This is a genomic window from Granulicatella sp. WM01, assembly GCF_004570605.1.
Taxonomy (GTDB): Bacteria; Bacillota; Bacilli; order Lactobacillales; family Aerococcaceae; genus WM01.
The window spans coordinates 35985-50668 of sequence record NZ_SPPB01000008.1; the positions used below are offsets into that span (position 1 = coordinate 35985).

12 protein-coding genes, 1 pseudogene and 1 other annotated feature are annotated in these 14684 nt (G+C 32.9%); of the genes and pseudogenes, 1 reads left to right on the top strand and 12 read right to left on the bottom strand.

The features are described 5' to 3' along the window. Positions 1-355: 355 nt before the first annotated feature. The 12 genes from E4T68_RS02335 to E4T68_RS02390 all read right to left on the bottom strand — a co-directional run bounded on the left by E4T68_RS02335 (position 356) and on the right by E4T68_RS02390 (position 13701). Complete coding sequence (locus E4T68_RS02335; protein WP_135123734.1) at positions 356-3004, bottom strand: valine--tRNA ligase; 2649 nt, start codon at positions 3002-3004, stop codon at positions 356-358. 53 nt (positions 3005-3057) lie between these two features. Continuing rightward, positions 3058-3648, bottom strand: a complete 591-nt coding sequence (locus E4T68_RS02340; protein ID WP_135123736.1) for a GNAT family N-acetyltransferase — start codon at positions 3646-3648, stop codon at positions 3058-3060. A 205-nt stretch (positions 3649-3853) separates the two neighbouring features. Further along, positions 3854-4062 (bottom strand) — a binding site (T-box leader). 293 nt (positions 4063-4355) lie between these two features. Next, the gene (trpS, locus tag E4T68_RS02345) at positions 4356-5348 is read right to left on the bottom strand and encodes a tryptophan--tRNA ligase (RefSeq protein WP_135123738.1); all 993 of its coding nucleotides are present in this window, start codon (positions 5346-5348) and stop codon (positions 4356-4358) included. 266 nt (positions 5349-5614) lie between these two features. Beyond that, positions 5615-6730 (bottom strand): DNA polymerase IV, encoded by a 1116-nt coding sequence (gene dinB, locus E4T68_RS02350; protein WP_135123740.1) that lies wholly within the window; start codon positions 6728-6730, stop codon positions 5615-5617. Positions 6731-6890: 160 nt separating this feature from the next. Beyond that, a complete protein-coding gene (locus E4T68_RS02355) occupies positions 6891-7124 on the bottom strand; it encodes a YkuJ family protein (RefSeq protein ID WP_135123742.1) in 234 nt (77 codons plus the stop codon). 90 nt (positions 7125-7214) lie between these two features. Beyond that, positions 7215-8072, bottom strand: a complete 858-nt coding sequence (locus E4T68_RS02360; protein WP_135123744.1) for an NAD(P)-dependent oxidoreductase — start codon at positions 8070-8072, stop codon at positions 7215-7217. Positions 8073-8140: 68 nt separating this feature from the next. Continuing rightward, on the bottom strand, positions 8141-9025 hold the full coding sequence (locus E4T68_RS02365; RefSeq protein ID WP_135123746.1) for an ATP-binding cassette domain-containing protein: 885 nt from the start codon (positions 9023-9025) through the stop codon (positions 8141-8143). Continuing rightward, the gene (locus E4T68_RS02370) at positions 8997-9869 is read right to left on the bottom strand and encodes an ABC transporter ATP-binding protein (protein WP_135123748.1); all 873 of its coding nucleotides are present in this window, start codon (positions 9867-9869) and stop codon (positions 8997-8999) included. Before E4T68_RS02370 ends, E4T68_RS02365 begins: the two co-directional genes overlap by 29 nt. Further along, a complete protein-coding gene (locus E4T68_RS02375) occupies positions 9859-10695 on the bottom strand; it encodes an ABC transporter permease (protein WP_135123750.1) in 837 nt (278 codons plus the stop codon). Before E4T68_RS02375 ends, E4T68_RS02370 begins: the two co-directional genes overlap by 11 nt. A 2-nt stretch (positions 10696-10697) precedes the next feature. Continuing rightward, positions 10698-11654, bottom strand: a complete 957-nt coding sequence (locus E4T68_RS02380; RefSeq protein ID WP_135123752.1) for an ABC transporter permease — start codon at positions 11652-11654, stop codon at positions 10698-10700. A 62-nt stretch (positions 11655-11716) separates the two neighbouring features. Continuing rightward, positions 11717-13285: an ABC transporter substrate-binding protein gene (locus E4T68_RS02385; RefSeq protein ID WP_135123754.1), complete on the bottom strand. Its 1569-nt coding sequence runs from the start codon at positions 13283-13285 to the stop codon at positions 11717-11719. A 20-nt stretch (positions 13286-13305) separates the two neighbouring features. Continuing rightward, on the bottom strand, positions 13306-13701 hold the full coding sequence (locus E4T68_RS02390) for a MarR family winged helix-turn-helix transcriptional regulator (RefSeq protein WP_167753776.1): 396 nt from the start codon (positions 13699-13701) through the stop codon (positions 13306-13308). 207 nt (positions 13702-13908) lie between these two features. Between E4T68_RS02390 and E4T68_RS02395 the strand changes: the two are divergent. Further along, positions 13909-14684, top strand: a pseudogene (locus E4T68_RS02395) (ISNCY family transposase); the annotation flags it as partial.

Here is a 14684-nt window from a genome sequence, read left to right on the forward strand (position 1 = left end):
ATAAGTGATAAAAGCATATATATTTACTTTATTCCATTTAAAGATTGCCCACTATTCTTATATCAAACAAGTAAGGATCAGACATCATGTTGTGCTAGTATTCCTTTACAATCCCCCTTCTTTTCCTATCATATTTGATATTTACTTTTGAAAACATTCAGATTTTTCGCATTATATACAAAAACATTGTGTTGGTAAGCAAAACATTTATCAACACAATGTTTTTATAAATTGGATTAAATCGTTAGTTAATTACCACTATCATGCACCGAAAAATTAGCACAACTTGTCTATATCACACATAATGTTTCAAGAGAGCATTTTAACTAACTAACACTCTAATATTCCCTATAAATTACGCATTCATAGCTTTTAAATCTAGTATTCTTTGCTCAACTGTTTCTAATTGTATCTTGTAGTCCTCTCCTTTTTGACGTTCAGCTTCAATAACTTGTTGAGGTGCTTTAGCCACAAATCCTTGATTCGCCAATTTAGCGTCAACACGTAGCACTTCTTTTTCTAATTTTTCCTTTTCTTTCTCTAAACGTTTAATTTCATCAGCAACATTAATTAATCCTGCAAGTGGCAATATAATTTCTGCTCCTGATATAACAGAACTCATCACTTCTCCTCGAGGAAGCACACTTGTACTAATCGTTAATTCAGACGGATTACAAAAGCGAACAATATAGTCTTGATTAGCAAGTAATAAATCAGCTAATTGCTGTGTTCCTGTTTTAATAAACATAGGTACTTGTTTAGATAATGGTGTATTCACTTCATGGCGAATATTCCGCACACTACGAATAATCTCAATTAATTTATCCATACTTTCTAAAGCTGTTTCGTCGCTCAATGTTCCATCAACACTTGGATATTCTGCAACGACAATAGATTGGTTTGGATACATATTTTGCCAAATTTCTTCTGTAACAAATGGCATAATAGGATGCAATAGACGTAAAATATTATCTAAAACATATAATAAAATACTACGTGTTGTCTGTTTGGCACTATTATCTTGTCCATTCAAAATTTCTTTAGACATTTCAATATACCAATCACAAAAATCATCCCAAATAAAATTATACAGTTGTCTACCAGCTTCACCGAATTCAAATTTTTCAAATAATTGGCTGACTTGCTCAATCGTTTGATTTAAACGTGTTAAAATCCAACGATCTGCTAAAGTTTTTTGACCTGATAAATCAATGTTACCCATATCTATATCGCCAACGTTCATAAATACATAGCGGCTTGCATTCCAAATTTTATTAATGAAATTCCATGAAGCTTCAACTTTTTCATCAATATAACGGACATCTTGACCTGGAGCTGAACCGTTTAACAAGAACCAACGCAATGCATCTACTCCATATTGCTCAATAACGTCCATTGGGTCAATTCCATTTCCAAGAGATTTACTCATTTTCAACCCATTTTTATCACGAATTAGCCCATGAATTAATGCATTACTAAAAGGTTTTTGACCAGTAAATTCTAAACTTTGGAAAATCATACGGCTAACCCAAAATGGAATAATATCATATCCTGTAACTAATGTACTTGTTGGGAAATATCTATTGAAATCGGCACTATCTTTATCAGGCCAACCCATTGTTGAAAATGGCCATAACGCTGAACTAAACCATGTATCGAGTACATCTTCATCTTGTACCCAGTTTTCACTATCACTTGGCTCTTCCATACCAACATACATATCATTTGTTTCTTTGTGATACCATGCAGGGATTTGGTGTCCCCACCATAACTGACGAGAAATTACCCAATCATGTACATTTTCCATCCATGTTAAATATGTTTGTTCAAAACGTGGTGGATAAAACTCAACACGTTCTTGTGTTGCTTGTGCTTCAATTGCTTGCTTGGCTAAACTTTCCATTTTTACAAACCATTGTGTTGATAAACGTGGTTCTACAACAACACCTGTACGCTCTGAATGGCCAACACTATGCACAATAGGAACCATATCTTCTAATAATCCAGCTTCTTTTGCATCTTGAATAAATAACTTCCGTGCTTCGTAGCGATCTAAATTATGATATTTTTCTGGTACACGGTATGTACTTGCCATAGTCCCATCTAGGTTCATAATAATATCTTGTTTAATCTGATGGCGTAATCCGACTTCAAAATCATTAGGATCATGTGCAGGTGTAATTTTCACGCACCCAGAACCTTTTTCCATATCAACATACTCGTCAGCAATAACTGGAATTCTATATCCTGTTAGTGGTACTATAACATGTTGACCAATCAAATGCGTATAACGTTCATCTTCAGGATGCACCGCAATAGCACCATCTCCAAACATTGTTTCTGGGCGTGTTGTCATAATGGTTAAATAGTTTCCACTGTTATCATCAAACATATATTTAAAATAATGCTCATACCCTTGAATGTCTTTATGGATCACTTCAATATCTGATAAAGCTGTTTTTGCAGCTGGATCCCAGTTGATGATATATTCCCCACGATAAATAATTCCTTTTTCATACAAAGACACGAATACTTTGCGAACGGCTTGAGATAAGCCTTCGTCTAATGTAAAACGTTCACGGCTATAATCAACAGATATACCCATTTTTGCCCACTGTGAACGAATAGTCTGTGCATACTCCTCTTTCCATTCCCATGTTTTTTCAAGAAATTTCTCACGACCTAAATCATAACGTGATATGCCCTCACCACGTAGTTTTTCTTCTACTTTTGCTTGAGTAGCAATGCCAGCATGATCCATTCCTGGAAGCCATAATGTATCGTATCCTTGCATTCTCTTTTGACGAATAATTGCATCTTGCAATGTCACGTCCCAAGCGTGACCTAAGTGTAATTTTCCAGTTACATTTGGTGGTGGAATAACAATTGAATACGGTTTTGCATCTGGATTAGCATTTGGCTTAAACACACCCATTTCTATCCATTTTTCATACTTTCCTTGTTCTACCTCTTTTGAATTATATTTCGTTGACAATGTTGTCATAAGCATTTCCTCACATTCTTTGTATTTTCATTCTATATTTTATTCCACATTTATTAAACACGAGAATTCTCTTCCCACTCTTTTCTTAACAAACCATACTGATACCCATCATAATAACACCCATTCAAAACATAAACATCTCGGCAAATCCCCTCATAAATAAAGCCAAGTTTTTCGATAACTCGCTTACTTTGATGATTTAATGCATAATGAGATACTCCGATTTTATGAATATCCTTTAAAAGCATAAATGTCACATCAATTAATGCTCTAGCAGCCTCAACAACAATACCTTGTCCCCAGTAATCCGGATGGAGTGCATATCCTAACTCTAAAATATGTTCTTGGTTACCATAACGACGATTAAAATCGACTGACCCAATGACAATATTATTCTCTTTTAATGTAATGCCGTATCCACTTGGAATCGTTGATTCTTTTGTTTTTTTATGTAAAAAATTTATAAAATCAATACTATCTTGAACAGTCTTTGCAGGAATAAATCCCGCCGGATTGGCAACACATTCTAAATGAGCATAAGCAAAGATGTCTGTAGCATCGTCTACTGTTCTTTGTCTTAAAATTAAACGTTTTGTTTCAACAGTAGGCAACATATTATCTTTAAATTCATCTAATATTTTCATTGTTTACTCCTTTCCAAGTATCTTTTTTTAATTTTTAATAGTTATCAATGTAAAAATTATTGGAAAATCTAGGCACTAAACATGCAAATACCTCATATTAAATGTAATGATGAACATACAACTATCCTATATTGAATCTCTAACACTAGACAGCGACTGTTCCATATTAAATCTTTAATTAAAAAGTCATCCTATCAGCTATTGCTAATAGGACGACTTTGCCGTGTTACCACCTAAATTTATCTCTACTAAGATACTCTTTGTTGTTAACGAAGATACTCTCCGAATAAACTTACTTTTAGTTCAGTCTATTATCTCATAAGCTACCTTCATGCCTTTGATGTAGATGATTTCACCATACTCATCCTCTCTATAACACTCAAAAGCACTACTCCTCTTAATCACCGTAAACGCATTATACCATGCTTGATATGATTTTTCAAATTGAAATGTAGTCTTCATTATAGTCTTATACTTCATAAAAAAATCTATTAGCATGACAACTATTTTTTATCGTTATCCTCATAAGGTTTCCAGTTACAATAGTTACTCAATATATTTATCTATACTTGCTTAAACATTTTTTCAAACAAAAGCATAAAATTTTCTATACCATAACAAATTATCCAATATACCTTACTTGAAAGATTTAATAAATATATTATAAATGTCATAAAATTGTGAAATATGTCAAGTTCTCTTTATAACTATCTTACCAATCCAATAGCCTCATTCATTTTTACCAATGTAGCATTAGCTATCTCATTAGCACGTTTTGCACCTTCATTTAAAATACAATCTAATTCAGGTGAATGCAATAATTCATGATACCGTACTTGAATAGGTTCCAATACTGAAACAATAGCTTCTGCTAAATCAGATTTAAACGTCCCATATCCTGAGTGTTTATAAAGTTCCTCTAATTCGGCAATACTTTTCCCTGAAAAAGCAGAAAAAATGACAAGTAAATTAGACACACCCGGTTTATTTTCTTTATCATAATACACTAATCCTTCAGAATCAGTTACAGCACTTTTTATTTTTTTACGAATAACATTAGGCTCATCTAATAAAGACACAAAGGCTTTCGGATTACTATCTGATTTAGACATTTTTTTAGTAGGTTCTTGTAAACTCATAATTCTTGCTCCACTTTTTGCAATATAAGGTTCAGGCAAGACTAAAATATCCGTTCCTTTTCCATAACGTTTATTAAAACGAAGAATAAAATCACGTGTCAATTCAATATGTTGTTTTTGGTCCTCTCCAACAGGGACAATATGTGTATTATACAATGCAATATCACATGCCATTAACGGTGGATAACACAACAACCCTGCGGACACACTTTCTTGTTTTGCCGCTTTATCTTTATATTGGGTCATGCGCTCTAATTCTCCAATATTAATATTACATAATGCAATCCAAGCCGCTTGAGCATGTGCTGGAACTTCAGACTGAACAAATAAAGTTGCTTTTTGAGGATCAATCCCTAAAGCAATATATAAAGCTGCCAATGAGCGTGTCAATGCTTTTAGCTGTTGAGCATCCTGTTGAACTGTTATTGCATGCTGGTTTACAATACAATAAATACAATCATACTCATCTTGTAATTCTGCAAAATTTTTCATTGCACCAATATAATTTCCAATAGTTGGAATGCCACTAGGTTGTACACCTGAAAAAATTCTTTTTTTCATCGTTTTTGCTCCATTCTTTTTTCTAAACTTTATTTATACATAGCTAAAATCAAACAACGTCTCAACTTGTTGAAACTCTTATAGTCTTTTCAATATAGTATAAATTTTTTTATGTATTTTATTTTTATGTCAAACAAGTATAATATATAATCTATATAAATTTTCATTATCAAGCACTCTTAACTACTCATACAACTCATATTTAAGATACTAATATTTTATTTATACCAAACGTTTATTACTGAAAAGTATATCATATATTCTTGTTATATCAAGTCCAATTTGACTTCCTCTATTTGTTGGCTTTGCAGATTAGAAATAGACACACCCATTAAGCGAATATTTTTATCCAAATGACCATAATCTTCCCAAAGTCCCATTGCCACACCAAATAAATCTTGATCACTACAAATCATTTCAGGAACTTTATGCTGACGTGTTACTGTTTCAAAATCTGTATACCTAACTTTTAGAGTCACAGTATTACCTTTAAGTCCAAATTTTTGTAAAGATTTTCCTAAAGTTTGTGTTAAATATCTAATGGCAATTTGCACTTCTTGACTTGTTGCTAATTCTGGAAAAAATGTATTTTCACGTCCAAGGGATTTCCTTTTTCTTTCAGCTTTCACTAAACTATTGTCAATTCCTCTTACTCGTTGCAATAACAAAAATCCTAATTTTCCAAAACGGTTTACCAATTCTCTTGAATCTACTTTTAAAATATCTTTTCCTTTATAAATACCATACGCATGCAATTTACTTACTGATTTCTTTCCTACACCGTAAAATTTTTCAATAGGTAAATGTTCTAAAAAGTCTATTGCCTCATCTGGTGTAATAGTTGTTAATCCAGATGGTTTTTGGAAATCACTTGCAATTTTTGCTAAAAATTTATTATACGATACCCCAGCTGAACAACTTAACTGTAGCTCTTTCCAAATATCTCGTTGAATACATTTAGCAACGTATATTGCACTCTTATAACCCATTTTATTATGTGTCACGTCTAAATAAGCCTCATCTAATGACATAAACTCAATAATATCTGTGTAACGCTTAAAAATATGACGAATTTGGTTTGAAATATCACGATAATAAGCTAAACGTGGAACAATAAAAATCCCTTTTGGACATAATTCATAGGCTTTTTTCGCACTCATAGCTGAATGAATACCGAATACTCGTGCCTCATAACTACATGTTGACACAACACCACGCCCTTTAGTTTTTAAAGGATGGTGTGCCATAATCACAGGCTTTCCTTTCAAATTCGGGTTATCTCTAATTTCTATTGCAGCAAAAAAAGCATCCATATCAATATGGATAATTTTACGAGATGTATGATATTGTAAATAATCAAATGTTAAAATGCCAAACTCCATATCATCTAACCTTTACTCTTAATACCTTTATCATATCATTTGTTTACTTTTTGTCAACTTTTTTGCAAAATTTTTTATTAAACTATAAAAATATCAGCTACTTATATCGTTATACCACATAAAGCAATACGCTTATTAGATACCTAATAAGCGTGTGTGACTATGCATCTTGCAATAATTCAAAAATTTCAATTGCAACTAAATCAATATCATCAAATTGGTAAGATTGGTTAGACCCACTCTCCTCCAATTCAAAATTTCCACTTTGGAAATCATAGCGAACAATACATTTTTCAACACCATCTTTTTCAAAACGGCGTACTTCTACTTCATTTGTTTCTTCTTTCATCGCTTCTAAACGGCGAATAATCGCTACTAATTGTGATGGTTTCATTTTTTCATTCACTCCTTGTCCATTAAACCATAATCAATTGATTACGAATTAATCATATTTTAACAGAAAATAAAATGAATAGATACCATTTTATATTATTTTTATTAAACTTTGTGTACCACAATCTCCAAAACCTGCTTCAACAAGCTCTTTATATAAGGCTGCAGCCGTTTGTGTTCCCGGTAAATTCAGTCCCATTTTTTCTGCTTCATCTAAAGCAATACGCAAATCTTTTAAAAAATGCTTAGCATAAAAACCTGGAGAATAATCATCTACCAATACTCTAGGAGCATAATTAGATAACGACCAATTTGCTCCACTGCCTGCACTAACCGTTTCTATAACAGAAGCCACATCTAGTCCAGCAGCTTTAGCATAGACTAATAATTCAGTCATTCCTGTCATTGTTCCAGCAATCATAATTTGATTTGCCATTTTAGTATGTTGCCCTGCTCCAGCTCCGCCTTGCCATTTTACTTTACTTGAAAAAATTGACAATAGTGGAGAAATAGCATCAAAAATCTCTTTATGGCACCCAACCATTGTCGTTAGTGTTCCATTTTTTGCTCCAATATCCCCACCAGAAACAGGTGCATCACAAGCATAAGACTTATGCTCCAGAGCATGCTTTGCTATACGCTTAGCTAAAGAGGGTGTACTTGTTGTCAAATCAATCATTATTTTACCCTGAATAGATGCTGAAAAAATACCATATTCACCAAAATAAACGTCTTCAACATCACTAGGATACCCTACCATAGTCATGACAATATCACTCGTTGCAGTTAATAAAGCTGGAGAATTTTCCCACTTAGCTCCTAGTTGTAGTACATCTTGTGCTTTATTTTTTGTTCGTGTATAAACTGATACCTCATATCCTGCTTGTAATAAATGTTTGACAATAGAGCTCCCCATAACTCCAACACCAATAAAACCTATTTTTTGCATACTTTCCACTCCTTAAACGTCTATAATAAACATTAGTATACATCTTAAACACTATTTAAACAAAATATTTATAATTCTTTTCTAACAAAGTGATTAGGTTCCACTTCAATCCATTCGAAAGTTTCACTTAATTGAATAGAGATATCTTGAGTAAATAAACGATTTTGTAATTGTAGTCTTGCTTGAGTCGGATTGATTTCTAAAGATGCTTGTAGCAATTTTTTCGTATACTCATGTTGAGGATTAGAAAATAATTGATGTGTTGGTGCCAATTCAATTAAATGCCCTTGATACATTACCGCAATGCGATCACATAAATGTTTAACTACTGCCAAATTGTGAGAAATAAATAAGTAGGATAATGATAATTCTTTCTTTAATTGATTTAACAAGTCAATAATTTGTGCTTGAATAGACACATCTAAAGCCGACGTTGGTTCATCACATACAATAAAATGTGGCAATGAAACGACTGCACGGGCAATCCCTATTCTTTGCCGCTGTCCACCACTAAAATGTTGAGGTAATTTATAGACATCATCACCCATAATGCCTACTCTTGCCAACATATCAATGGCTTTATTTTGGGCTAACATTTTGTCATCTATATGGCGTAAAGGTTCCATAACTAATTCTAAAGCACTCATTTTAGGATTTAATGCTGAATAAGGATCTTGAAAAATAATTTGACGTTTTAATGGAATTTCTTCTTTTTTATCATTATGCATAGGATAAATATGCATCTTGCCCTCGCTCATTTGTTCAAATCCTAAAATAATTTTTCCAAGTGTCGATTTCCCACTCCCTGACTCACCTACTAAACCTAAAGTTTCCCCTGAAAAAATGGAAAGATTAATATGATTTAATGCACGTGTTGTATGCTTAACACCTTTATAATCTTTTTTATGATAGACTTTGCTAACATCAGTTAACGTGAGTAATGGTTTCATCATTTCCCTCCATTCTGAGCTTGTGTGTATCACTTAAATGAACAAGTTCACCTTTCTGGGATGAAATAGGCACTTGTGACTGGCTCATATCAAATTTTGCTAAAGATAATAATTTTTGAGTGTATGGATGACTAGCATGTTCAAAAATATCTAAAACTGTTCCTTCTTCAACAACTTGTCCTTGGTACATCACAATAACATAATCACACATACTAGCAATAACGCCAAAATCATGGCTAACTAATACAACGCTTAGTTCCATCTCCTGTTTTAACTGTGCAATTAAAGATAAAATTTGTAATTGAATAGTCACATCAAGAGCAGTTGTTGGCTCATCGGCAATCAGTACTTCTGGTTGTGATAATAAAGCCATTGCAATCATTACTCTTTGCCGCATACCACCAGACAACTCAAATGGAAATTGTTCCATTCTCAATTTTGCTTGTGTAATACCTACTTTTTCTAACATCTGTATAGCAGATTGATATGCTTCTTTTTTAGACATTCCATGATAACGTTGACTAATCTCTATTAAATGGTAACCTATCGTTCGTAATGGGTTAAGCGATGTCATAGGATCTTGAAAAATCATAGAAATAGGAAGACTTTCCTTACTATTGACTGGTCGACCATGACATGTAAACTCTGATTTAGACATACTTAAATTATTTGGTAAAATGCCCATGATACTCTTCATTGTTAAACTTTTTCCACTCCCAGACTCACCAACAATACCAACAACAGATCCTTTAGGAATGGCTAAAGACACATCATTAACCAGTATACGATTAGTTTTTTTTGATTTAATCGTTAAATTTTTTAGCACAATACTCATCTCATTTGTCATACGCTTCCTCCAATGTTTCCTTTAACGCATCTCCTAAATTATTGAATGCATAAATAGTCAATGCAATAAATAAACCAGGAATAATTGCCATGTATGGTGCTCTTTGTAAACTACTTTGAGCATTTTGCAATAAACTGCCCCAGGATGCCATAGGTTGTTGTATTCCCATTCCTAAAAAACTAAGTGCTGATTCTGTCATAATAGCACCAGACATACTTGTTGTTGCGGCAACTAACATTGTAGGAACAATAAATGGAAAAATATGTTTTTTAATAATAAACAACGGTTTTTCCCCTATAAATTTAGCGTAATACACATATTCACGCTCCTTAATAGCCATCGTTTCTGCTCGCATTAAACGTGCAGCATTCATCCAAGAAAAACCACCTATCACAATAATAATAGTGCTTAATCCCGGTTTGAAAAAGACACTTAAAACAATAACAAGCACAAGCCAAGGAATTGAAGATAACACATCTAATACACGCATTAATATAGCATCAATCAATCCTCCAAAATATCCAGAAACAACGCCAATAACAACTCCTATCGTTGTCGCTGTTATCATAGATAACACACCAACTAATAAAGAAATTCTCCCACCATACAAGACACGAATAAAATAATCTCTTCCTACTTCATCTGTACCAAATAAATACTGTAAACTAGGTCCTTTAGATAGTTGAGATACATTCGTCTTTGTCGGATCAATAGGTAATATTGGAGCAATTAATGCTAAACCAACAACTAAAACAATAAATAGAAAAGAAAATGTATATAATGGCGATGAAAAAATCACTCGCTTAAATTTTTTTAAAAAGACCATAGTTATCTCCCTTCTCTTCTAATCCGTGGATCAACAATAAAATATAGAATATCTGCTAATAAATTTCCTAAAATAACCAATGTAGAGGATAAAAGCATGACCGCCATAATAACAGGATAATCTAATCCTCTTGTTGCTGTCATTAAATAAGGTCCTACACCCGGCCAAGAAAAAACCGTTTCTGTAATAATGGCACCAGTTACCATCATAGGCAATGCTAGTCCTAATTGTGTCACAACTGGAATCATTACATGACGACTAATATGTTTTGCAAATATTGTAAATTTGGACGCTTGATAAGCTTTTTGCACACTCACATAATCTTGAGTAAGTTGTTGCATAGCTGAAGCTCTGACATAACGTAATAACCTTGGAAAAAAATTAACCGTCAATGTTAAATATGGCATAACAAAATGAGATAGAAAATTTCCAAAGGTTCTCTCCTGTCCAACGGTGTACATGCCTACAATTTCAAATATATTTAATTGGTACCCTAAAATATAAATCAAAATCATGGCAAACCAAAAGGTCGGAATGGCAATACCAAAAGAAGCGATACCATCTATTAATTTATCAATCCATGTCCCTTTATAAGCAGAAGCAACTAATCCTAAAATAATCGCTAATAAAATAGCCGTTAAATAAGCCGGAATAACAAGAATCATTGTATTAGGAATTCTTGTTAATAATTCAGGTAAAACACTTTGTTGAGTCACTAATGATTTTCCAAAATTTCCTGCCACAATATTTTGCAGCCACGCAAAATATTGCACTAAAAATGGTTGATTTAATCCACTTTTCTCACGTAATAAGTCGATTTGCTCTTGTGTCATATTTGGTGTAGTCATAGAATCCACCACATCAAAGGGAGCAATGTAAATTAAAGAAAATACAATAAACGAAATGAGTAACAACATTGGAATAACTTGTAAAATGCGTTTAATAATATATTTAAGCATAGTTCCTCCTTTTCTAGCGTATTGACATAAAAGCTGTGTGCAAGCACACAGCTTTTACAGTCCTACTTAATAATTAATTTAGACATATCTTCAAGAGTATATATAGGGATTAAACCTGCTTTTTCAACATTACCAATACGATTATTGACAACTAGCACTCTACGATTATCCACAATCGGATAAATGATTGCATTATCCACAATAGTTTGTTGTAATGTATTATAAATTTCTTTACGTTTTGCTGGATCTAATTCCGTTGCACCATCTTGGAAAAGTTTAGCAACTTCTTGGCTATCAAATTGGAAATAATTTGAACGTTGACCTGGTGCAAATAAAACAGAATATAAGTCTGGATCATTTCCCATAATATATCCACCTAAAAATAGATGATACTGTGTAGATCCTTTTTTACGTAATTCAGTAAATAAAGCTGTTCCATCTCCGCCAGCTAATTCAACTGTAATCCCAACTTGCTGTAATTGTTGTTGAATTAATGTTGCCTGCAATGTTTGTGCAGCATCACTTGCAGAATAACCTAAACGTAAAGTTAAGTTAGTTACACCAGCTTCAGCTAATAATGCTTTAGATTTTTCAACATTTGTTTCATATTTTTCAACATCATTTGTCACAAAAGGATTATTTGGTGGCAAAATAGAATATGGATTAGTGTAGTATTCTGTACTTAAATATGCTGCTTTATTCATATCGTCTTTATTCAATGCATATAAAATAGCTTGACGAACTCGTTTGTCACTTAACTCAGTTGTTTTTGTATTTAACCCCATGTATCCAATACGGTTTTCACTATATGCATAAGGAGTTACTTGACTTCCTAATTCAGAAATATCACTTGGTAAAACAACAGCTGCATCAATTTCACCTTTTTGTAAGGCTAATTTTGCAGTGTCTGTACTGTTAATAATACGCAACACTACTGTATTAATAGCAGCTTTTCCACCATAATAATGTTCATTAGCTTCAAATTGGAAATATTCTCCACGAACATGCTCTTTTAATTTATAAGGACCTGTTCCAACTGGAGTAATGCCTAAATCAGATACAGAAAAATCTTTTACATCTTTATAAATATGTTTTGGCATAATATAAATTTCTGTTGCAACATTTTCTAAAGCTGCTGCACTGACAGTTGGTAAGCGAAATTCGACTGTGTAATCATCAACTTTTACTACTTGAATAGCTTCATCGCCAATCCACATACTTTTTGCGTTACCATTTTCTTTTTTAGCTTTTTGCTCGTATGTAAACACCACATCATCTGCTGTAAATGCTTGTCCATCTGACCATTTAACATCTTGACGTAAATGAACAGTTAACACTAATCCATCTTGTGATGTTTCAATACTTTTAGCTAATTCAAATTTTTGACTTCCATCGCCTTCAATACGAATTAACGGAGAAAAAATCATATTTGTAATTGTTAATCCCCATCTATCACTTGTTGTAATAGGATTAGTAGATGATGGTTCTCCAGAAATGGCATAAGTAAATACTGAATTACTTTGTGCTTTTGATGATGTTTCTTGCGTAGTATTAGAAGAAGGTGTTGAGCAAGCTGCCAATGCCAATACCACTACAGATAATACCCCAATAAACCAATTTCTCTTTTTCATACATGTCTCCTTTTCCATACTTATATAGTATTTTGTTTTAAAAATTCTTGGCATTCTGCTAAAACACTTTTTACGTGATGAATATGTTTGGCCAATTCTTGTTCCCCTTCTGGGGTTAATTTAATGCAGACTCCTCTTTTATCTTTTGGACAATTTCCTCTGATAATTCCGCTATGCTCTTTTTTTTCCATTCTGGAAATGAGTCTTGACATAGCACTTTGTGTTAAATGAACTTTTTCTTGTAAGTCAAAAATTCTCATTGAGCGTTGTGGCTCTTGACTTAGAAAATACAAAACGTAAAATTCATTTAACGTTAACTCAGAAACCTCTTTTAGTTTCTTTTCTAAATTATGTTCAATTTCTTTTTGTTGTAAGCTGATAGATAACCATTTATTAATACAATCAACTTGATTCACAAAACCACCACACTCTCCCATTAATTTTCATGCATGTACATACATTTATATTTCTAAAAATACATGCATGAACATGCATTTATAATACTACTATCCTCTCATTTTGTCAAGATTAAAAATTTATGATTTTTATAATATATCAATCGAATGTGATAATGTCTTAAAGTAATCGAATGACAAAATGTCCCAAAATGATAAACTAGAGATATGAAAAGGATAGAATTAACAGTGAATGAAATAAAAAAATATAACGTCATCAAAGCCGTTCATCATGGCAAAAAAACAAAACAACGTGCCTGTGTTGAATTAACATTATCATTAAGACAAATTAACCGACTACTTCACAATTATGTTCAATTGGGTAAGTCAGCTTTTTCTCATAAAAATAAAAAACGCTCTCCAAAGCATAGTCTACCTGAATCTACTAAAACTTTTATTGTAGAATTATACCAATCATTTACCAATTTAAAACCTAATGTTGTTCATTTTACTGAAATTTTAAAACAAGAACATGGCATCAATTTAACAGATACAACTGTTCGTACCATTCTCTATAACCATGGGATGATTTCTCCCAAAACACATCGTAAAACAGTAAAACGACTAAAACAACAGAAAAAAGTAGCACAACAGGTGAGACATGAATTGTCTATAAACTTACCCCGTTCTTGTGAGTTTCTAGCAGATAGTGACACTATCCACCCTAGTCGTCCGAGAAAAAAATATTGCGGCGAACTGATACAAATGGACGCTAGTCAATTCAGATGGTTTGGTCAAACTGTCTCTCATCTTCATGTTGCCATTGATGATGCTTCTGGTAATATTGTTGGTGCCTATTTTGCCCCACAAGAAACGCTGAAAGGCTATTATCAGGTGTTACATCAGATATTAACCAATTATGGTATTCCTGCTGCTTTTTTAACGGATAGACGAACGGTATTTGATTATCAAAGGAAAGGGACTCAACAGCTTCAAGACGATAC